Below are 20,858 nucleotides of genomic sequence, written 5' to 3'. Positions count from 1 at the left end.
ACGCGCTACGGAACTGCTACGAACGGGACCGGCCATCGATACACGGCCGCCCAGGGCACCGATACGTTCCCCCGACACCCTCTGAAGTGCACGTCCCCGCACCGAAGAGGAGCCCCCGTGACACCCGATCCGCTCACCCTGCACCATGCGCCCGGCATCGCCGCCGCCACCACCGGCCTGACCAAGGTCTACGGCTCCGGCGACACCCGGGTCACCGCCCTCGACGGCGTCAGCATCGGCTTCCGGGAGGGCGAGTTCACCGCCATCATGGGCCCGTCCGGCTGCGGCAAGTCCACCCTGATGCACTGCGCCGCCGGGCTCGACACCCCCACCTCCGGCTCGGTGCGCATCGGCACCACCGAGCTCGGCCCGCTCGACGACCGGCAGCTCACCCGGCTGCGCCGGGAGCGGATCGGCTTCGTCTTCCAGGCGTTCAACCTCCTGCCGACGCTCACCGCGCTGGAGAACATCACGCTGCCGCTGGCCATCGCCGGGCGCCGCCCCGACCAGCGCTGGCTGGACCGGGTGGTCGCCATGGTCGGCCTCGCCGAGCGGCTCGGCCACCGGCCCGCGCAGCTGTCCGGCGGGCAGCAGCAGCGCGTCGCGGTTGCCCGCGCACTGGCCGGGCAGCCCGCCGTGGTGTTCGCGGACGAGCCGACCGGCAACCTCGACTCCCGCGCCGGGACGGAGGTCCTCGGCTTCCTGCGCGACTCCGTCCGCGAACTGGGCCGGACGGTCGTCATGGTGACCCACGACCCGGTCGCCGCCGCCTTCGCCGACCGCGCGGTCTTCCTCGCCGACGGCCGGCTGGTCGACGAGATGGTGCGCCCCACGCCCGACCGCGTGCTGGACGTCATGCAGAGCTTCGACGCGCGCGCCGCCCGCTGACACCGCCAACCGCCCAGGAAGAAACCCATGTTGACAACAGCTCTGCGCAACGTCCTGGCGCACAAGGCCCGGCTGGCGATGACCGTGCTCGCGGTCTGCCTCGGGGTCGCGTTCGTGTCCGGCACCCTCGTGTTCGCGGACTCCACCACGGCGGCCCACCGCGCCGCCGCCTCGAAGAACTGCGCCGGCGTCGCCCTCACCGTCACCGCCAAGGAGCCCCGGCCCGGCGCCGGCACCGACCAGCCGACCAGTGTGCTCGACGACGCGCTCGTGCGGAAGCTGGCCGACCTCCCCAGCGTGGCCGCCGTCCGGCCGTCCGCCGACGGCTCGGCCGTCCTGAACGCGGCGGACGGCACCCCGCTGCGGGTCGGCGCGCGCTGGGCCAACCAGGCCGCCGCCTACGTCCCCGGCAAGGACGGGACGGACGGCCGCTACCCGCTGACGGAGGGCCGGGCGCCCCGCGGCGGCGACGAGATCGCCGTGGACCGCGGCACGGCCGCCGCCGGCCGGCTGAGGATCGGCGACCCGGTCACCCTCGCCACCGACGGGCCGGCCATGACCAAGCGCCTCGTCGGCCTCGTCACCACCGACGACACCCGGGTGACGGCCGGCGGCACCCTCGTCCTGTTCGACCGGGCGACGGCCCAGCAGCTGTTCGCCACCCCCGGCCACTACACCGGCATCGACCTCGCCGCCGCGCCCGGCACCGACCAGGTCGACCTCGCCCGCAAGGTCGCCGCCGTGCTCCCCGCCGACCGGGCCGAGGCCACCACCGGGGCCGCCCGGGCCGCCCAGCAGACGATCCTCGTCGACACCCTCACCCGCGGCTACGAGAAGCTGCCGCTGGTCTTCGCCGGCGTCTCGCTCTTCATCGCCTCGTTCCTCATCGTCAACACCTTCACCATGCTCGTCGCCCGCCGCACCCGCGAGATCGCGCTCCTGCGGGCGATCGGCGCGCAGCGCCGCCAGGTGGCGCGGGCCGTCCTGCTGGAGGCCCTCGTGGTCGGGCTCGCCGCGTCGGCGGCCGGGTTCCTGCTGGGCCTCGGCATCGCCGCCGCACTGCCCGGACTCCTCGGCGACGGGCTGCCGCGCGGCCCCCTCGTGATCGGCCCCGCGCCCGTCGCGGCGGCGCTCGCCGTGGGCGTGGGCGTCACCGTGCTCGCCGCGTGGCTGCCGTCCCGCCGGGCGGCGAAGGTCGCGCCGATCGAGGCGCTGCGGACGGCCGAACAGCCGCCGCCCGCCCACCGGTTGCACCTCCGCGCCGTGGCAGGCCTCGTCCTGGTCGCGCTCGCCGCGGCCCTGCTGGTGTCGCTGCGCGGCGCGAAGGACGCCTCGGAGGCGAACCTGCAGAGCGCGATGCTCGGCTGCGCCCTGCTCGTCTGCGGCCTGATCGCGCTCGGGCCGGTGCTCGCCGCCCCGGTGATCCGGACGTTCGGCAGGCTCACCGGCCGCCTCGGCGTCGCCGGGCGCCTCGCCCGGGAGAACGCGCTGCGCGACCCCCGGCGCACCGCCGCGACCGCCGCCACCCTCATGATCAGCACCGCGCTCGTCACCGGCCTCGCCACCATCGGGCACTCCGCCGCGCAGGCCCTCGACCACCGGGCCGCCGCCGGGCTCGCCGCCGACTACGTGATCGGCTCCCGTTCCACCATGGACGGCGTCGACCCGGCCGCCGTCGCACGGATCGCCGCCACCCCGGGCGTGCGGACGGCGAGCGCCGTCACGGACTCCACCCTGGTGGCCGGCGGCACGGTCCTGGAGGTCGCGGGCGTCGACCCCGACACGGCGGGCGGCGTCCTGCGGCTCGACCTGACCGGCGGCTCGCTCCAGGACCTCGGTCCGGGCCGGGTCGCCGTCTCCGCCACCGTCGCCCGCGAACACCACCTCGCCCCGGGCGACCGCCTCGACGCCCGCATGGGCCGCACCCAGGACGCCCGCCCGTACACCGTCGTGGCGGTCTACCGGGACGACCCGACGGCCCGTGACGTGCTCGCCGCGCGCGCGGAGGTGGCGCAGAACAGCCACCTGCCCGGCTCCGTCCAGCGCATCCTCGTCCGCACCGCCGACGGCGCCACCTCTCCGGCCCTCGAACAGCGGCTGCGCACCGCCGTCGGCAACAGCCCGCTGGTGAAGGTGCAGGACCGCGCGCAGCTCGTCCGCGAGGCGGCCGGGGTCATGGGCGACCTGCTGGCCGTCATGTACGGCATGCTCGCCGTCGGCGCGCTGATCGGCGCGCTCGGCATCGTCAACACCCTGGCCGTGTCCGTCGCCGAACGCACCCGCGAGATCGGCGTCCTGCGCGCCGTCGGCCTGGACCGCGCGGGCGTCCGGCGGATGATCCGCCTGGAGGCGGTGACCGTCGCCGCGTACGGCACCCTCCTCGGCCTGGCGGCCGGCCTGGCCGGCGCGTGGGCGGTCGGCCCGCTGGCCACCGGCGCGGTGGAGCACTACACGCCGGCGCTGCCGTGGGGCACGCTGCTCCTGGTGTGCGCGGTCTCGCTCGCGATCGGCGCCCTCGCGGCCGCCGTCCCGGCCCGCCGGGCAGCCGCCCTGGGCCCGCTGGCGGCGGCCGCCGAGGCGTGAGACCCGGGCTGCGCCCGTGCCCCGACGGTGGCGCGACCCGCGGCGGTCTGTGTGGGTGGGGCGGGTCATTCGGATCAGGCCGAGGTCCGCGCCGGGGTGGATCACGCCCCGCCCGCCGGGCCTGCGTCCGGCCGGTTCGTCCGCGCTCCGGCCGGGACGTGGGGCCGTCGCTCGGCATGCCGCCGCTTCCCCGCCCGGGCGCGTCACGCCCTGCCCGCCGGGCCTGCGTTCGGCCGGCCCGGGCGGCACCCGTTCCGCCCGCCCCCACCCCCGTCGGGGGCGGGCGGAAGCCTCAAACGGCCTCAGAGGCCCAGGAGTTCGGCGAAGGTCCCGCCCAGCACGCGGTCCCGCAGTTCGCCGGGCGGCGTGGCGCGCTCGACCATCGCGCGGGTGACGACCGGGTCGCCGTAGGGTGCGTCCGAGCCGAAGAGCGTCCGGTCGGGCACCTCGCGGATCGCCAGCCGCACGGCGAACACGACGCTCGCCGTGGACAGTTCGAGGTACAGGTTCGGGGTCTCCCGCGCCAGCTCGATCGCCTGCAGCCAGTGGAGTCCGCCGAGCTGGCTGAGCACGAGCGGCACGCGCGGGTGGCGGCGGGCGAGCTCGGCCAGCGTCGCGATGTCGCCGGCGGTGGTCGGTGCGAAGCCGTGGACGACGACCGGCAGCCCGCCGTGGTCGGCGGCGGCGCGCAGCACCGGTTCGACCAGGCCCGCGCCGTCCGGCGGCGGCGTCAGCTCGCCGATGCCCCGGAAGCCGCGTGCGACGACGTCCCGCTGCACCTCCTCGGCGATCCGCTCGGCCGGTACGTCCAGCCGCACCTTGCCGAAGCCGATGAACCGGTCCGGGTGCGCCGCGCAGACGGCCGCGAGCTCGTCCACCGCCGCCGCGTGGGCATCCGCCCCGGCCGAGCGGCCGCTGATCGTGTCGTGCAGGACGCTCATCTCCCGCTTGAAGCCGGCCAGGTCGCCGGCCCGCTCCGGGTGCGGCCGGGTGCCGAAGAGCACGGCGCGGTCGACGCCCGCCTCGTCGAGCAGGGCGAGGTGGCCGTCCACCGGGTCGTGGACGTGGCTGTGCGCGTCGATGATCAACGGAATCTCCTGGTCGGTGCCGCCGTGCGGGGACGGGCACTAGTGTTCAACCCTGACACCGTGACAAGGTCAAGCCGGACGGGGGAGCGGGGCACGATGAGGATCGGCGAACTGGCGGGGCGCAGCGGCACGAGCGAGCGCCTGATCCGCTACTACGAGCGGGTCGGCCTGCTCACGTCGACGCGTCTCCCCAACGGCTACCGGGATTTCGAGCCGTCCGCCGAGCGGACCGTGCGCCAGATCCGCGCCCTGCTCGCGGCCGGGCTGCCGACGCGGACGATCCAGCAGCTCCTGCCCTGCGGCGAGCCGGAGGGCCCGCTGCGCGCGTGTCCGGGGGTGCTGCGCAAGCTGCGCACCCAGCTCACCGAACTCGACCGCCGCGCCGATGAGTTGGACCAGGCCCGGCAGGCCCTGCGGCAGGCCATCGCGGCCACCGAGGCGGCCGGCCTGCCCCCGGCGGCCTGAGACGCTGGAGGGGCGTGGCCGACGTCGGCCACGCCCCGGTGGGTCACGGGAATCGGGAGGCGTCAGGGAGCCTTCTTCGCTTCCGGCGCCCGGAGGAGGCCGGCACCGTGGGAGCCGTCAACGTCTTACGGGCCGGGCCGGCCCGTCGCGAACCCAACCAGGCTTGGCGAGAAGCCCCCGGCTTCAACCGGGGGAGGAGTCACGTTGCACAGGGCCAGGTTGGTCGGAGATGTGCGGCCGTACAGTCTGCCGGTCGGCGGAGTGCGGGGCCGCTTCCTTAGCGGGACGTTAGATCTGGGCCGCACTCCTTGCCGCCGGTCGCGGCCCGGCTGCACGCTCTGGGGCACCTCACCCGCCCTGGAACACCCGTGGAGCCGCCATGTCGTCGTCCGAGTCATCCGCGTCGTCCGAGCCGTCCGCGTCGTCCGTGTCGCTTGGATCGATCGCCGCCCCTCCGAAGCCGTCGCGCGAGGAGCGGGCCCGGCGGCGGCTCGCGCTCGTCGGGGGGTCGCTGGGGAACCTCGTGGAGTGGTACGACTGGTTCGTCTACGCCAGCTTCGCGGTGTACTTCGCCGACGACTTCTTCCCCGGGTCGGACTCCACGGCCAAGCTGATGAACACCGCCGGGATCTTCGCCGTCGGCTTCCTGATGCGGCCGGTCGGCGGCTGGGTGCTCGGGCGGGCGGCCGACCGGCACGGGCGCAAGAGCGCGCTGACCCTGACGGTCACGATGATGTCGGCGGCGGCCGTGCTGATCGCGGTCGCGCCGACGTACGGGCAGGCCGGGTACCTCGGGGCGGCCGTCCTGCTGGTGGCGCGGCTGCTGCAGGGCCTGAGCATCGGCGGCGAGTACGCGGCGAGCGCGACCTACCTGACGGAGGCGTCGGCACCGGACCGTCGGGGGCTCGGGTCGTCGTTCCAGTACGTGTCGATGACGGTCGGCCAGCTGCTGGGCCTCGGCATCCTCATCGTCATGCAACACACGCTCACCGCGAAGGAGTTGCACGCCTGGGGCTGGCGGGTGCCGTTCCTCCTCGGCGCCGTCTTCGCGCTCGTGGTGTTCTGGCTGCGCCGCCGGCTGCCGGAGACGGACGCGTTCACCAAGGAGACCGCCGGCCGGGCCGAGGGCGCCCGGGGCACGCTGCGCGGGCTGTGGGAGCACCGCCGCCAGGCCGTCCTGGTCATGGCGCTCACGCTCGGCGGCACCGTCGCCTACTACACGTACACCACGTACCTCACCAAGTACCTGATCGGCAGCGCCGGCCTGCCCAAGAACACCGCGACGCTGGTCAGCTTCACCGCGCTCGCGGTCTTCGCCGCCGTGCAGCCGCTCGCCGGGCTGCTCTCCGACCGGATCGGGCGCCGCCCGCTGCTGATCACCTTCGCGATCGGCTGCACCGTGGGCACCTACCCGCTCATGTCCGCGCTGGGTTCGGCCTCCTCGTACTGGTCCGCGCTCGGTCTGTCCGTGGTGGCCCTGCTGATCGTCACCGGCTACACGTCGATCAACGCGGCCGTGAAGGCGGAGCTGTTCCCGACCCGCATCCGCGCCCTCGGCGTGGCCCTCCCGTACGCGCTCGCCAACGCGCTCTTCGGCGGCACGGCCGAGTACGTGGCGCTCTGGTTCAAGAACGCCGGCCACGAGTCCGGCTTCTTCTGGTACGTCTCGGCCTGCGCGCTGGTGTCGCTCGTCACGTACCTCTTCATGCCCGACACCCGCGACGCCGAGCTCGACCCGGCCGGGACCCCCGAGGCGGGCGCGGTGGCGCAGGCCGTACGGTAGTCACCTCACAGGTGGGGAGGACCGCGTGCACGTGCTTCTCGTCGAGGACGACGACCGCATGGCCCAGGCCCTCGCCACCGCCCTCGCCCGCCGCGGCCACACCGTGCGCCGGGTGGTGCGCGCCGCCGAGGCGCTGCGGCACGTGCGGGAGGCCGGGTTCGTCCTGCTCGACCTCGGCCTGCCCGACCTGGACGGCCTCGACCTGCTGCGCAAGCTGCGCACGGTCTGCCAGGTGCCGCTGATCGTCGTCACCGCCCGCAGCGAGGAGCGCGACATCGTCCAGGCGCTGCGGGCGGGGGCCGACGACTACGTGATCAAGCCGTTCCGGATGGCCGAACTCATCGCCCGCGTCGACACCGTGCGCCGCCGGCTCGGACGGCCCGCGCCCCCGGACGGCACCGGACCCGGCACCGGCGACGGGCGGCAGGTGCGCACCGGCGACGTCGCGGTCGACCTCGCCGGCCGGACGGTCACCGTCGGCGGCGCCGAAGTCCGGCTCACCCGGCGCGAGTTCGACGTCCTCGCACTGCTCGCCGCGCAGCCCGGCGACGTCCGCTCGCGCGAGGAGATCCTCGACCGCATCTGGGGCGACGCGTTCCTCGGCTCCTCGCGCTCCCTCGACGTCCACGTCGCCGGGATCCGCGCCAAGACCGGGCGCGCCGGACTCGTCCGCACGATCCGCGGGTACGGCTACCAGCTCGGCGACCTGGGGCGGGAGCGCGGTACCGGATGAGGCGCCGCCTGCTGGCCGTCCTGACCGCGCTCATCGGGACCGCCGTGCTGCTCCTCTCGCTGCCCCTGGCCGACTCCTACGCCCGCGGCCGGACGGAACACCTCCTCCTCCAGCGCCGCGCCGACGCCGTCCGCTTCGCCGACCTCGCCAACCGGATCCGCACCGACGCCGACCGCCGCGAACTCACCGCCGAACTCACCCGCTACGCCGAGCTCTACGGCGCCGCCGTGACCGTCGTCGACCCCTCCGGCGGGGTCCTCGGCCGGGCCGGGGCTACCCCCACGGACGCCATCGCGGAGGACGCCCGCAGCCGGGCTCTCACCGGCCGCTCCACCGAGATGCTGCCCACGATCCTCCCCTGGGGGCCGGACACCGTCCTCCTCGCCGAACCCGTGGGCCAGGACGAACGCGTCAACGGCGCCGTCCTGTTGACCGTCCCCACCGCCGCCGCGCGCCACGACGTCCTCGTCCGCTGGGCGCTCATCGCCGCGGGCGCCGTCACCGCGTTCGTCGTCGCCGCCCTCGTCGCGGCGGGGCTGGCCCGCTGGCTGCTGCGGCCCGTCGACGAACTCGACCGCGTGGTGGCCCGGTTGGCGGACGGACGGCTGGAGGCGCGGGCGGTGTCGGACGGCGGCCCGCCGGAACTGCGCAGGCTGCGGCGGCACTTCAACGGCATGGCGCAGGCCGTCGCCGACGCGCTGCGCCGCCAGCGCGACTTCGTCGCCGACGCCTCCCACCAACTCCGCAACCCGCTGGCCACCCTGGTCCTGCAACTGGAGAACGCCGAACCGCACGTACCGCCCGGCCCCGGCCTCGCCGCGCACGCCCTGGCCCTGGACGAGGCCGACCGGCTGGCCGAACTCCTGGACGGGCTACTGGCGTTGGCGAGGATGGAGTCCGCGTCCGAGCCGCTCGCGGAACACGACGTGTCGGCGGCCGTCCGCGACCGAGTGGCCGCCTGGGCGCCCGTGTTCCGCGCCGGCGGCCAGGAGCTGACGGCGGACGTCACCCCCGGCCTGCGCGCCCTCGCGCTGCCCGACGCGGCCGGACGGGTGCTGGACGCGCTGCTCGACAACGCGGGCAAGTTCGTCCCGGAGGGGGAGCGGATCCACGTCACGGCGGAGGCCGCGCCCGACGGCGACGGCGGCGGCACTGTCGTCGTCGTCCGGGTGTCCGACACGGGACCCGGCGTGGAAGCCGGGCAACTCCCGCTGCTGCTGCGGAGATTCAGCCGAGCGCCCGAGCACCAGAACGTCCCCGGCACCGGCCTCGGCCTGGCCATCGCGGACGAGCTGGCGCGGGCCTGCGGGGGCACCCTGACCGTCGCGCCGACGAGCCCGCACGGGCTGAGCGTGGAGTTCCGGCTCCCGGGGGCGGACGGGCAGAGCCCGGGCCGGGTTCCGGTACCCCGGCGCTGAACGCCTCGGCTCGGCTCTGTCCGGGATCTTGGAATCGCTGGACGGAAAGCTCAGCCGTAGACCGACCGGTAGTAGGCCGCCGCCCCCGGGTGCAGCGGCACCGCCCCGGTGGAGACGGCGAACCGGGGCTCCAGCCGGGCCCCCGCCGTCACGGCGCGCAGCAGCGTGGCCCACCGGTCGAACAGGATCCGCAGCAGCTCGCGCACGGCGTCCTCCGGCACACCCGGGCGGGCCGTCAGGTAGTTGCCGACTCCGACGGTGCCGATCGGGCTCCGCAGGCCGTACGCCCCGGCCGGGAGCGTGACCGCCGAGTACACGGGGCCGTACCGCTCGCGCAGCGTCCCGGCGACGTCGTCCAGCGGCACGAAGCGCACCGGCAACTGCGCCGAGAGCCCGGCCACGGCGGGCGTCGGCACACCGCCGGACCAGAACACCGCGTCCACCTCGCCCGCCCGCAGCGCCGCCAGCGACTCGGCCAGCCCGAGCGTCTCCTCCTGCACCGGCGCGGCGCCGCCGGTCAGCGCGGCCTGCTGGAGCAGCCGCTTGGCCGTCACCTGGAGCCCGGAGCCCGCCGCACCGGTCGCGACGCGCCGCCCGGCGAGGTCGGCGAGTTCGTGCACCGGCCCGTCGGCGGGCGCGATGAGGTGGATGTAGTTGACGTAGACCCGCGCGAGCGCCGTCACGGCGAGTGGCCGGGCGAAGGTGTCGCGGCCGAGCACCGCGTCCTCGGCGGCGTCCGCGGTGGCGAGCGCGAGGTCGACGGACCTGCCGTCGAGCCGCCGCAGGTTGTCCACGCTGGCCGCGGTGCTCACGGGGGTGACGGACAGCCGCCGGCGGCCGGCCGCCACGGCGTCGGCGAAGGAGCGTCCGAAGGCGTTGTACGGCCCGCCCTCGGGCCCGCTCGCCAGCCGCAGCGACCCCGCTGGCCCACCCCCGTCCGAGCACCCGGCGAGGACGGCGGCGGCCCCGCCGAGCAGCGCGGCCCGGCGGGTGACGGGCGGTCCGCCGATCAAAGCGTCACGAAGGCGTAGCCCTTGGCCTTGAGCGCCGGCAGCACCGAGCGCAGGGCGTCGAGCGTCTGCGAGCGGTCGCCGCCGCCGTCGTGGCAGAGCAGGATGTCGCCGGGCTTGGCGGCCAGCAGCTTCTCGGTGATCTTGTTGACGCCGGGCCGGGCCCAGTCCCGCGGGTCGACGTCCCAGTCGATCGGGGTCAGGCCGAGGCGCGCGGCCTCCTGGAAGACCGTCGGGGACCAGTCGCCGCCGGGCGAGCGGAACAGCGTCGGCACGGGGGCCCCGGCATCGACGACGACGGACTGCGTGTCGGTGAGCTGCTGCCGGATCTGCGCGGCGCTGCGGTGCGAGAACGGCTGGGGGTGCGTCATGGTGTGGTTGGCCAGCACGTGGCCGTCCGCGGCGATCTGCCGGATGACGTCCTTGTTGGCGTGCGCCTCGCTGCCGACCACGGAGAACGTGGCGCGGATGTCGTACTTGCGCAGCAGCTGCAGCACCTGCGGGGTGTAGAGCCGGCTCGGGCCGTCGTCGATGGTCAGGGCGACGGCGTTGGACGGCGCGGTGGGCAGCAGGTCGTGGACCTTGAAGACCGGCTTGCTGCGCACCCCGACGGGGGTGGCCGACGGCACCGGCAGCCCGGGGACGGCGGGCGGGTCGGTCGGTGCGGCCGGGGAGAAGGAGTCGTTCGGCGAGTCCCCGTTGGCGCTGTCGGCGCTCGCGGACCCGGAACTGCTGCACCCGGTCAGCGCGCCGCCGGCCCCGAGCACGGCGGCGCCCGTCGCCGCCCACGTCAGCAACTGCCGCCGCGCCAACGCCCGTTCGTCGCCCGCCCGGTCAGGTCGCCGCATTCCCATGAGCCGTCTCCCCCGTGTCCTTTTGCCGGTCCTGCCCCTCGGACGCGGTGGCAGCCCGGTCCGGTTGCCGTGATCACCGTTCTGAGGGCTCGCGAGGCAGCAGCGTACTCCCGGGGATCACCGGAAGTCGGCGGGCCCGACTTCTCGCTCACCTCGTTCACCTCGCTCGCCTCGCTCACCCCGCGAAGGCCTCCGCGACCGGTTCCGCACGGGCCGCCTGGTCCAGGTTCTGCTCCACCCAGCTGCGCAGGTGGTTCAGCGGGACGGCGGCGCTGCGCCCGAGCTCGGTGAGGGAGTATTCGACGTGCAGCGGGACCGCCGGGTAGACGGTGCGGTCGAGGATGCCGAAGTCCTCCAGGCGGCGCAGCGTCTGGGTCAGCACCTTCGGGCTGATGCCGCCGAGCCGGCGCTGGAGCGCGCCGAAGCGCTGCGGGCCCTCTTCCAGGGCGCCGATGGCGAGCGCGGACCACTTGTTGGCCAGCAGGTCGAGCAGCGGGCGGCAGGGGCACTGGGCGGTGTAGACGTCGTGGTGGTCGTGCTGGCCGCTGGGGCAGCTGGTCGCCATGCTTCTTACTCTCCTCAGCAGGATGCTTTCCAAAAGGAAGTAGTGTCCCTTGAAGGTAACCACATCCCTGCGGATAGCGTCGCCGACGTCAGGGGGAGGCCCGCGAGAGCCTCTCCGGAAGCGCCTTTCGCAGGAGATGACACATGTCCACGGACACGATGCGCGCGATGGTCCAGAACGGCTTCGGCGGCCCGGAGGTGCTGCGGGTCGAGCGGGTGCCGCGCCCGGTGCCGCTGCCCACCGAGGTGCTGGTGCGGGTGCACGCCGCCGGGGTCAACCCGGTGGACTGGAAGACCCGTGCCGGTTCGGGCATGGCCGGCCTGCTGGGCGAGGGCCCGTTCACCCTCGGCTGGGACGTGTCCGGCGTGGTCGAGGAGGTCGGCTTCGGCGTGACCACGCTGAAGCCCGGTGACGAGGTCTACGGCATGCCGTGGTTCCCCCGCCTCGCGGGTGGCTACTCCGAGTACGTGACCGCCCCGGCCCGGCAGTTCGCCCGCAAGCCCGCCGCCCTCGACCACGTGCACGCCGCCGCCGTGCCGCTGGCCGCGCTGACGGCCTGGCAGGCCGTCGTCGACACCGCCCAGGTCCAGGCCGGGCAGCGGGTCCTGATCACCGCCGCCGCCGGGGGCGTCGGCCACTTCGCCGTCCAGTTCGCCCGGCGCCTGGGCGCCCACGTGATCGCCACCGCGAGCGCCGCCCGCCACCCCTGGCTCAAGGAACTCGGCGCGGACGAGACCGTCGACTACACCACGACCCGCTTCGAGGAGGTCGTCGCCGACGTCGACGTCGTCATCGAGCTGGTGGGCGACGCCCACGACGACAGCAGCACCCGATCGCTGAAGGTCCTGCGCCCCGGCGGCCTGCTGGTCACCATCCCGGCCGGCGTCTCCCCGGAGCTGGCCGCCGCGGCCGAGGCGGCCGGCGTGCGCGTGACCCCGTTCCTGGTCGAGCCGGACGGCACGGCGCTGACCGCGATCGCCGGCCTGATCGACGCCGGCGAGGTCGCCGTCGAGGTGGCGAAGACCTTCCCGCTGGAAGAGGCCGGCGCGGCCCACACCTTCGGCGAGACCGGCCGCACCCGCGGCAAGATCGTCCTGACCGTCACCGAAGGAGCGGCCTCGTGAGGACCGACACGTCCGCGAACACCACGCCCGTCCAGGCGGTGAGCCGGACCGCCGCCGCCGAGCTGATCGCGGCCGTGCGCGCGGCCGCCGACCGGATCGGCTTCCCGGCGGCCGTCGCCGTCGTCGACCCGGGCGGGCACCTGAAGGCCTTCGACCGCGCCGACGGGGCGCCCTTCCTCACCGCCGAGGTGGCCGTCGACAAGGCGTGGACGGCGGCTTCGTTCGGGATCCCCACCCACGCGTGGAACGGCTACCTGGCCGATCCGCAGGTCACGCCGCTGGCCGGGCACCCGCGGCTGATGGCGGTGGGTGGCGGCTACCCGGTCCTCGCGGACGGCCGGTGCGTCGGAGGCCTCGGGGTCTCCGGCGGCAGCTACGAGCAGGACCGGGAGGCCGCCGAGGAGGCGCTGGCCGCGCTCGGGTTCGACCTGCCCGCCGACCGGTAGGGGCCGTCCCACCGCCGGACGCGGCACGGGCACCCCGCCCCGGCGACGGTCAGGGGTCAGGGGTTGTTGAGCGCGTACGAGCGGAAGGTCGCGAGCAGCGGCAGGACCTCGGTCTTGTTCGGGTCCTCCGTGACCGCCCGCATCGCGTCGATCACCACGTGGGCGATGGCCTTCGTCACGACCAGGTCGCCCGGCGGGGCCACCGCGCCCCACACCTTCAGCGCCCGGGTGAGCAGTGCGCTCATCCGGGCGCCGATGTTGGCGCTCACGGCGTCCGACAGCTCGGCGATCTCCTCGTCGCTCATCGTCGAGCGCAGGCCGAAGGCGAGCGCCATGAGCGTGTCCATCGCGTGCTCGCCGTACGCGGCCACCAGTGCCGGGAGGGTCTGCTCGTCCGGCCCGCCCGCGGAGAGGGCGGACAGGGCCTCGTCGTCGTCCTTCCACGCCGCCTCCAGGGCGGCCAAGGCTCGGAGAGCCTCGTCTACCGTCAGCCCGTCTGTCATGAGGAGAACGGTATTGAGCCGAACCGGCCCGCACACGGTTCGGGGGCCGACATCACACCTTCGAGCGAAGCCCGGCTCATTCCGGCCGGTGGGCCTCGGCGAAGTGCTCCGCATCCCACGTACCGCCCAGTTCCGGGGCCAGCGAGGCGAGGGCCAGCGCGGCGAAGTCGGCGCCGGCGCCGGCGCGTTCGGGGAGCGCGCCGAGGAGCGGGGCGCCGGCCGAGCGCGGCAGGTCGGCGAGGTTGCAGCGTTCGGCGAGGCCGGGCGCGGCGGGCCAGGAGCCGACGACGACGCCCGCGAGCGGAAGTCCGCGCGCCGCGAGGGCCTCCGCGGTCAGGGCGACGATGTTGAGGGTGCCGAGTCCGGCCGACGCGATGAGCAGCACCTCGGCGGGCAGCCCGGCGTCCAGCACGGCCCTGGCCTGGTCGGCGAGCGTCCGGCCCTCGTCGTCGTAGCGCACCAGCAGGCCGCCCGCGCCCTCGACCAGGACGAGGTCGTGCTCCGCCGCCAGCTCGCGGACGGTGGCGACGACGTCCTCCGGGGCCAGGCGCGGCATCCCGGCCCGGCGGGCCGCCGTGTCGGGGGCCAGCGGCTCGGGGTAGCGCACGAGCTCACGGATCGTCAGATCGCCCGCCAGGCGCCGGACTTCGGCCGCGTCCCCGGGCTCGCCGGGCGCGACGCCGGTCTGTCCGGGCTTGAGCACGGCGACCCGCAGGCCGCCGCGCAGGGCCGCCGACGCGACGGCCGCCGTGGCGATCGTCTTGCCGACGTCGGTGTTCGTCCCGGTGACGAACAGGATCCGCGCGCTTGTCCCGCCACCGCCGCGGCGACTCGCGCTCATCCCGCCACCGCCGCGGCGACTCGCGCTCATCCCGCCACCGCCGCGGCGGTTACGGCGGCCGCGATGCGGGCCACGTCCTCGTCCTGCGTCACGTAGGGGGGCATGGTGTAGATCAGGTCCCGGAAGGGGCGCAGCCAGACGCCCTCGCGGGCGGCGGCCTCGGTGGCGGCGGCGACGTCGACCGGGTGGTCCAACTGCACCACCCCGATGGCGCCCTGGACGCGCACGTCGTGCACGCCGGGTACGTCGGCGGCGGCCGCGAGCCCGTCCCGCAGGCCGTTGCCGATGCGCTTCACCTCGGTCTCCCAGTCCTGCCCGAGCAGCAGGTCGATGGAGGCGTTGGCGACCGCGCAGGCCAGCGGGTTGCCCATGAACGTCGGCCCGTGGGCCAGCACCGGCACCTCGCCGCGGCTGATCCCGTCCGCGACCTCGCCCGTGCAGAGCGCGGCGGCCAGCGTCAGGTACCCGCCGGTGATGGCCTTGCCGAGGCACATGACGTCGGGGGAGACGCCCGCGTGGTCGGCGGCGAACAGGGCGCCGCTGCGGCCGAACCCGGTCGCGATCTCGTCGAAGACGAGCAGCACGCCGTGCCGGTCGCACAGCTCGCGCAGCATCCGCAGGTAGGCGGGGGAGTGGAAGCGCATCCCGCCCGCGCCCTGGACGACCGGCTCGACGATGACGGCGGCGAGCTCGTCCGCGTGCCGCTCCATCAGCGCCTCGAACTCCCGCGCGTACGCGGGGTCGAGCGGCTCGTCGAACCCGGCGGGCGGCTGCGGCGCGAAGAGCTGCCCGGGCAGCACCCCGCCCCACAGGTGGTGCATGCCGCCGTCGGGGTCGCACACGGACATCGGGTGGAAGGTGTCGCCGTGGTAGCCGCCGCGCCACGTCAGCAGCCGGCGCTTCTCGGGGCGGCCGGTGGAGCGCCAGTACTGGAGGCACATCTTCATCGCGACCTCGACCGCGACCGATCCGGAGTCGGCGAGGAACACGTGCTGCAGCGGCTCGGGCGTGATCTCCACCAGCCGGGCCGCGAGCCGGACGGCGGGCTCGTGCGTGAGCCCGCCGAACATCACGTGGCTCATCCGCCCCAGCTGGTCCCGGACGGCCTCGTCGAGCACCGGGTGCCGGTACCCGTGGACGGCCGCCCACCAGGACGACATGCCGTCGACGAGCTCCCGCCGCCCGCCCGCGACCGGTTCGGCGAGCCGCAGCCGGACGCCGGAGGCGGACTCCACCACGAACGGGGTGGCGGTGCCGGGCATCGGGCCGTACGGGTGCCAGACGTGGGCGCGGTCGAGCGAGAGCAGCGTGTCCGGGGACAGCTGGGACGACATGACGGGGGTTCTCCTGGACTGTCGGGCGTGGAGCGTGGGTCCGGTGCCGGCCGGACGGCCGCGCGGCGGGCGCGCGGCCCCGGTGGCGGCCGAACCGTCAGGCGTTGGGCGCGAGTTCGGTGCCGGCGCCGCGGCGGCGGACCTTGACCAGGTCGCTGCGCAGTCCGTCCGTGGACTCGGCGGCGTCGTTCGCGACAGCAGCGGCCGGGGCGGGCTCCGCGTGGCCGTGCCCGCCGCAAGGGCCGCAGCCGCCGCCGCTGCCGCAGGCCGACGCGGCCGAACCGCAGCCGGAGGCGGTGGGGGCGGCGGCGCTCGTGCCGCAGCCGGAGGCCGTCGAGCCGCAGCCCGAGGCGGCGGCGATGTCGGCCCGGTGGCGCGGCAGGGTGGCCTCGCCCGCGCCCTCGACCTCGAAGCCCGCGTCCTTGATCATGTCGAGGTCGGTCTGCCCGGCCTGCCCCTCGCTGGTCAGGTAGTCGCCGAGGAAGATGGAGTTGGCGACGTGCAGGCCGAGCGGCTGCATCGAGCGCAGGTGCACCTCGCGCCCGCCGGCGATCCGCACCTCGGTGTCCGGGTTGACGAAGCGGACCATCGCGAGGATGCGCAGGCAGCGCTGCGGGGTGAGGTTCCACTCCTGGGCGAGCGGCGTGCCCTCGAACGGGATGAGGAAGTTGACCGGGACGGAGTCCGAGCCCAGCTCGCGCAGCGCGAACACGACGTCGACCAGGTCCTCGTCGCTCTCGCCCATGCCCGCGATGAGGCCCGAGCAGGCGGAGAGCCCGGCGCCGTGCGCCTTCTGCACGGTGTCCACGCGGTCCGCGTAGGTGTGGGTGGTGGCGATGTCGCCGTAGGTGCTCTCGGAGGTGTTGAGGTTGTGGTTGTAGGCGTCCGCGCCGGCCGCCTTCAGCCGCTCCGCCTGGTTGTCGGAGAGCAGGCCCAGGCAGACGCAGATCTCGACCTCGGGGTCGGCGTCCTTGATGGCGGCCATGGTGTCGGTGACGCGGTCGATGTCGCGGTCCGTCGGGCCGCGGCCGCTGGCCACCAGGCAGACGCGCTTGGCGCCGCCCGCCACGCCGGCGCGCGCCGCGTCCGCGGCCTGCTCCGGCTTGAGCCAGGTGTACTTGAGGATCTCGGCCTTGGAGCCCAGCCGCTGCGAGCAGTAACTGCAGTCCTCCGGGCAGAGCCCGCTCTTGAGGTTCACCAGGTAGTTGAGCTTCACCCGGCGGCCGAACCACCTGCGGCGGACCTTGCCGGCGGCGGCGACGACGTCCAGCAGCTCGTCGTCGGTGGTGGCGAGGACGGCCAGCGCCTCCTCGCGGGTCGGGACTTCGCCGCGCAGGCCCTTGGCGGTGAGGGTATCGAGCAGATCCATGGGCCTGATCCTGCCTGTTGGTGTTCGGCCGACGCCAGAGCAAACCCACCAGAAGATCGGCGGGAGGATGTGCGAGTTGTCACAGTGTCGGAGCTCACGGTAGTGACGCGAGTCACGTCGACGGTGACACGGCCGCCCGGACGGCCCGCGAGCGGCTGGTTCGCCGCCGAACGCAGTGCGTGGCGGGCTGTTACCCGGCAGTAGTGAGCGATGATCCACAAGCACCGACCCCGTGATCTGGGCCACCCGGCCGTTGCTTAGAATCTGCGCCATGACCACGCAGGGGGAGCGCACCCCGACTCCGGGAGACGGCCAGACGGGCCAGGCAGGACAGCGGTTCGGCGGGGGCGCCGGCGCGTACCGGGGCAGGCGGCCGTCCGCCCGGCGGCTGATCGGCTGGACGGCGGTCGTGGGCGTGGTCGTGGCCGGCGGCTGGATCATCACCCGGCCCAATCCCGGCGACTACATACCCGGGCTCGGCCCGTCCGCCAAGGACGCGGCCAGGACCCCGCCGGTCGTCGGCGCCCCGCCGCCGCCCACCGACCCCGAGGCCCTCAACGTCGAGACGTACTTCCCGTCCCAGCGGCTGATCGAGCTCGGCGCCTACAAGGGCAAGCGCAACGGCGCGCGGCGCGGCGAGAACTGCGTCGAGGCGCAGCAGGACCGCGCCCAGGACCTGCTCAAGGACAGCGGCTGCCAGGCCTACCTGACCGTCAGCGTCACCGGCCAGGACAAGCCGGTGCTCAGCAGCGTCACCATCCTGCGCTTCGCCGACCAGGCCGCCGCCGGCCGGGCCGCGGAGGCGCTGCGCGCCAAGCCCGGCGCGCTGGCCTTCATCCTCCCCAACGCCGACGTGGACAACTCCCCGGCCGCCGCTGCCGCCAAGCCCGGCACCGAGCCGCGGGTCGAGGCGGTCGGGCACTACGTGACGGTGACCAGCTCCCGCCTGCCCGCCGACGCCCACGCGCCGTCGGCGACGCCCAGCACCGTGCCCGGCTCCGCGCCCGCGGCGAGCCCGTCGGCGTCCGGGACCCCGGCGCCCACGCCCGAGCAGGTCCTCGACGAGGCGACGCGCGCCGTGTCGTACACGGCGGGCGCGCAGTTCGTCTGGATGTAGGGCGCGTCTTTCGGATCAGCCCGGGTGATCCGAAAGACACGTCCCGGCCCGCCCACTGCAGTACGCCGGAGGGGGCCCGCTTGCTCAAGCGGGCCCCCTCCTTCACGTCTTGACGGGCCGTCGGCCGATCGTCAGCCGCCCAGCCGGTCCACCGCGGTCACGCGCACCACGGCGCGGCCCTCCTCGTCCGAGCCGTACAGGTCGACCTCCGCGCTGATCCCCCAGTCGTGGTCGCCCGCCGGATCGTCGAAGATCTGGCGGACCCGCCAGGCGGAGTCCTCCTCCTCGATGATCAGCATCTTCGGGCCGCGCGCGTCCGGGCCGGTGCCGAGGTCGTCGTACTCGTCCCAGTACCCGTCCATGGCGTCCGCCCAGCGGTCCGCGTCCCAGCCGTACTCGCCGTCCAGCTGTCCGAGTTCGTTCCAGTGCTCCAGCGCGCACAGCTCCACGCGGCGGAACATCTCGTTGCGCACCAGCACCCGGAAGGCCCGCGCGTTGGCGGTGACCGGCGCCGGCTTGTCGTCCAGCGTCACCTCGGCGGCCTGCGGCTCGGTCGGGTTGGCGAGCTGCTCCCACTCGTCGAGCAGGCTGGAGTCGACCTGGCGGACCAGCTCGCCGAGCCACGCGATGACGTCCTTGAGGTCGTCGGTCTTCACGTCCTCGGGGACGGTCTGCTCCAGCGCCTTGTAGGCGCCCGCCAGGTAGCGCAGCACGATGCCCTCGGTGCGGGCCAGCTCGTAGTGGCCGACGTAGTCCGAGAACGTCATCGCCCGCTCGTACAGGTCGCGGACCACGGACTTCGGCGCCAGCTGGTGGTCGCCGATCCACGGGTGCGCCCGGCGGTAGACCTCGTAGGCGTGGGTGAGCAGCTCCTCCAGCGGCTTCGGGTACGTGATCTCCTGGAGCCGCTCCATGCGCTCCTCGTACTCGATCCCGTCGCGCTTCATCTCGCCGACGGCCTCGCCGCGCGCCTTGTTCTGCTGCGAGGCGAGGATCTGGCGCGGGTCGTCCAGCGTGGCCTCCACGACGGAGATCACGTCCATCGCGTACGACGGCGAGGCCGGGTCGAGCAGCTCGAAGGAGGCCAGCGCGAAGGTGGACAGCGGCTGGTTGAGCGCGAAGTTCTCCTGGAGGTCCAGGGTCAGGCGCACGATCCGGCCCTCGGCGTCCGGCTCCGGCAGCCGCTCGACCACGCCGCCCTCCAGCAGCGAGCGGTAGATCGCGATCGTGGTGCGGATGTGCCGGCGCTGCGCCGCCTTCTCCTCGTGGTTGTCGGTCAGCAGCTTGCGCATCGCCTCGAAGGCGTTGCCCGGGCGGCCGATCACCGACAGCAGCATCGCGTGGCTCACCTTGAACCGCGACACCAGCGGCTCCGGGTCGGCGGCGATCAGCTTCTCGAAGGTCTCCTCGGTCCAGCCGACGAAGCCCTCCGGGGCCTTCTTCCGGACGACCTTGCGCTTCTTCTTCGGGTCGTCCCCGGCCTTCGCGATCGCCTTGTCGTTCTCGATCACGTGCTCGGGCGCCTGCGCCACCACCTGGCCGACCGTGTCGAACCCGGCCCGCCCGGCCCGCCCGGCGATCTGGTGGAACTCGCGGGCGCGCAGGATCCGCACCCGGGTGCCGTCGTACTTCGACAGCGCGGTGAACAGCACCGTGCGGATCGGCACGTTGACGCCGACGCCGAGCGTGTCCGTGCCGCAGATGACCTTCAGCAGACCCGCCTGCGCCAGGCGCTCGACCAGCCGGCGGTACTTGGGCAGCATGCCCGCGTGGTGCACGCCGATGCCGTGCCGCACGAACCGCGACAGGTTGCGGCCGAACTTGGTGGTGAAGCGGAAGTTGCCGATCAGGTCGGCGATGGCGTCCTTCTCCGCCTTCGAGCACATGTTGATGCTCATCAGCGACTGCGCCCGCTCCACCGCCTCCTTCTGCGTGAAGTGCACGACGTAGACCGGCGCCTGGCCGGTCTTCAGCAGCTCCTCCAGCGTGTCGTGCATCGTCGTGCGGCGGTACTCGTAGAACAGCGGCACCGGACGCGTCGCGTTGCGCACCACGGTCGTGGGCCGCCCGGTGCGCCGGGTCAGGTCCTCCTCGAACCGGCGCACGTCGCCGAGCGTCGCCGACATCAGCAGGAACTGCGCCTGCGGCAGCTCCAGCAGCGGGATCTGCCACGCCCACCCGCGGTCCGGCTCCGCGTAGAAGTGGAACTCGTCCATCACGACCTGCCCGATGTCCGCCCGGGTACCGTCGCGCAGCGCGATCTGCGCCAGCACCTCGGCCGTGCAGCAGATGATCGGCGCGGTCGGGTTCACGCTCGCGTCGCCGGTCATCATGCCGACCTGCTCGGTGCCGAACATCTTCACCAGGTCGAAGAACTTCTCCGACACCAGCGCCTTGATCGGGGCGGTGTAGAACGTCCGCTGCCCCTCCGCCAGCGCGGCGAAGTGCGCCCCCGCCGCCACCAGGCTCTTCCCCGACCCGGTCGGCGTCGCGAGGATGACGTTGTTCCCCGACACCAACTCGATCAGCGCCTCCTCCTGCGCCGGGTACAGCGTGATCCCACGCTCCTCCGCCCAGGCTGCGAACGTCTCGAACAGCGCATCGGGCGTGGCGGGCTTCGGCATCAGATCTAGGAGGCTCACCCGGCTATCTTGCCTGCTGGCCGCCACCCCGGGCAAAGCCCGCCCCCTCACGACGGCACGGTGGGCGCACGATCGGCGCGCCGGACGTCCTGCGG

Annotated in this window: 18 protein-coding genes; 9 read left to right on the top strand and 9 right to left on the bottom strand. The window is 74.4% G+C overall.

All coding sequences use genetic code 11. The features are described 5' to 3' along the window. Positions 1–138 precede the first annotated feature (138 nt). Positions 139–888 carry an ABC transporter ATP-binding protein gene (locus ACFVU9_RS19230; protein ID WP_387594635.1) on the top strand — a complete coding sequence of 250 codons (750 nt, stop codon included), beginning with the start codon at positions 139–141 and terminating at the stop codon, positions 886–888. 27 nt (positions 889–915) lie between these two features. Beyond that, positions 916–3,471: an ABC transporter permease gene (locus tag ACFVU9_RS19225; protein ID WP_387594607.1), complete on the top strand. Its 2,556-nt coding sequence runs from the start codon at positions 916–918 to the stop codon at positions 3,469–3,471. A gap of 302 nt (positions 3,472–3,773) precedes the next feature. Here ACFVU9_RS19225 and ACFVU9_RS19220 read toward each other — a convergent pair whose 3' ends face one another. Continuing rightward, a complete protein-coding gene (locus tag ACFVU9_RS19220; RefSeq protein WP_380445852.1) occupies positions 3,774–4,559 on the bottom strand; it encodes an amidohydrolase family protein in 786 nt (261 codons plus the stop codon). A 96-nt stretch (positions 4,560–4,655) separates the two neighbouring features. Here ACFVU9_RS19220 and ACFVU9_RS19215 point away from each other — a divergent pair, with 96 nt between their 5' ends. The 4 genes from ACFVU9_RS19215 (at position 4,656) to ACFVU9_RS19200 (ending at position 8,958) form a co-directional block, all read left to right on the top strand. Continuing rightward, positions 4,656–5,024 carry a MerR family transcriptional regulator gene (locus ACFVU9_RS19215; protein WP_387594605.1) on the top strand — a complete coding sequence of 123 codons (369 nt, stop codon included), beginning with the start codon at positions 4,656–4,658 and terminating at the stop codon, positions 5,022–5,024. Positions 5,025–5,403: 379 nt separating this feature from the next. Next, positions 5,404–6,807, top strand: a complete 1,404-nt coding sequence (locus tag ACFVU9_RS19210) for an MFS transporter (protein WP_387594603.1) — start codon at positions 5,404–5,406, stop codon at positions 6,805–6,807. A gap of 25 nt (positions 6,808–6,832) precedes the next feature. Then, entirely contained in the window at positions 6,833–7,540 is a 708-nt protein-coding gene (locus ACFVU9_RS19205; protein WP_387594601.1) for a response regulator transcription factor, read from the top strand. Then, positions 7,537–8,958, top strand: coding sequence for an ATP-binding protein (locus tag ACFVU9_RS19200; protein WP_387594599.1), 1,422 nt, complete (start codon positions 7,537–7,539; stop codon positions 8,956–8,958). The genes ACFVU9_RS19205 and ACFVU9_RS19200 overlap by 4 nt, the downstream gene beginning before the upstream one ends. A 50-nt stretch (positions 8,959–9,008) precedes the next feature. Here ACFVU9_RS19200 and ACFVU9_RS19195 read toward each other — a convergent pair whose 3' ends face one another. The 3 genes from ACFVU9_RS19195 to ACFVU9_RS19185 all read right to left on the bottom strand — a co-directional run bounded on the left by ACFVU9_RS19195 (position 9,009) and on the right by ACFVU9_RS19185 (position 11,387). Further along, a complete protein-coding gene (locus ACFVU9_RS19195) occupies positions 9,009–9,971 on the bottom strand; it encodes a TAXI family TRAP transporter solute-binding subunit (RefSeq protein WP_387594597.1) in 963 nt (320 codons plus the stop codon). Beyond that, on the bottom strand, positions 9,968–10,822 hold the full coding sequence (locus ACFVU9_RS19190; protein WP_387594595.1) for a polysaccharide deacetylase family protein: 855 nt from the start codon (positions 10,820–10,822) through the stop codon (positions 9,968–9,970). The genes ACFVU9_RS19195 and ACFVU9_RS19190 overlap by 4 nt, the downstream gene beginning before the upstream one ends. 175 nt (positions 10,823–10,997) lie before the next feature. Continuing rightward, positions 10,998–11,387: a winged helix-turn-helix transcriptional regulator gene (locus ACFVU9_RS19185; RefSeq protein WP_380501988.1), complete on the bottom strand. Its 390-nt coding sequence runs from the start codon at positions 11,385–11,387 to the stop codon at positions 10,998–11,000. 143 nt (positions 11,388–11,530) lie between these two features. On the opposite strand from ACFVU9_RS19185, the gene ACFVU9_RS19180 reads away from it, so the two are divergent. Continuing rightward, positions 11,531–12,511, top strand: a complete 981-nt coding sequence (locus ACFVU9_RS19180) for an NADP-dependent oxidoreductase (protein WP_387594593.1) — start codon at positions 11,531–11,533, stop codon at positions 12,509–12,511. Beyond that, the gene (locus tag ACFVU9_RS19175) at positions 12,508–12,957 is read left to right on the top strand and encodes a heme-binding protein (RefSeq protein WP_380445842.1); all 450 of its coding nucleotides are present in this window, start codon (positions 12,508–12,510) and stop codon (positions 12,955–12,957) included. Before ACFVU9_RS19180 ends, ACFVU9_RS19175 begins: the two co-directional genes overlap by 4 nt. Positions 12,958–13,013: 56 nt before the next feature. Here the strand turns inward: ACFVU9_RS19175 and ACFVU9_RS19170 are convergent, their stop codons facing one another. From ACFVU9_RS19170 to bioB, 4 genes are all read right to left on the bottom strand, one after another. Beyond that, the gene (locus ACFVU9_RS19170; protein ID WP_387594590.1) at positions 13,014–13,460 is read right to left on the bottom strand and encodes a hypothetical protein; all 447 of its coding nucleotides are present in this window, start codon (positions 13,458–13,460) and stop codon (positions 13,014–13,016) included. A gap of 76 nt (positions 13,461–13,536) precedes the next feature. After that, positions 13,537–14,301 (bottom strand): dethiobiotin synthase, encoded by a 765-nt coding sequence (bioD, locus tag ACFVU9_RS19165; protein ID WP_387594588.1) that lies wholly within the window; start codon positions 14,299–14,301, stop codon positions 13,537–13,539. A 26-nt stretch (positions 14,302–14,327) separates the two neighbouring features. Next, positions 14,328–15,635 (bottom strand): adenosylmethionine--8-amino-7-oxononanoate transaminase, encoded by a 1,308-nt coding sequence (locus ACFVU9_RS19160; protein WP_380501996.1) that lies wholly within the window; start codon positions 15,633–15,635, stop codon positions 14,328–14,330. A gap of 97 nt (positions 15,636–15,732) precedes the next feature. Beyond that, positions 15,733–17,004, bottom strand: coding sequence for a biotin synthase BioB (bioB, locus tag ACFVU9_RS19155; protein ID WP_380445838.1), 1,272 nt, complete (start codon positions 17,002–17,004; stop codon positions 15,733–15,735). A 271-nt stretch (positions 17,005–17,275) separates the two neighbouring features. Between bioB and ACFVU9_RS19150 the strand changes: the two genes are divergently transcribed. Then, on the top strand, positions 17,276–18,121 hold the full coding sequence (locus ACFVU9_RS19150; RefSeq protein WP_387594586.1) for a hypothetical protein: 846 nt from the start codon (positions 17,276–17,278) through the stop codon (positions 18,119–18,121). A 131-nt stretch (positions 18,122–18,252) separates the two neighbouring features. Here ACFVU9_RS19150 and ACFVU9_RS19145 read toward each other — a convergent pair whose 3' ends face one another. Then, positions 18,253–20,745: a DEAD/DEAH box helicase gene (locus tag ACFVU9_RS19145; protein WP_380502139.1), complete on the bottom strand. Its 2,493-nt coding sequence runs from the start codon at positions 20,743–20,745 to the stop codon at positions 18,253–18,255. Positions 20,746–20,858 lie beyond the last annotated feature (113 nt).

The sequence above is a fragment of the Kitasatospora sp. NPDC057936 genome (assembly GCF_042887525.1).
GTDB lineage: Bacteria > Actinomycetota > Actinomycetes > Streptomycetales > Streptomycetaceae > Kitasatospora.
The sequence above is the reverse complement of the archived record's forward strand: the minus strand, read 5'-3'. Positions and strand labels throughout refer to the sequence as shown.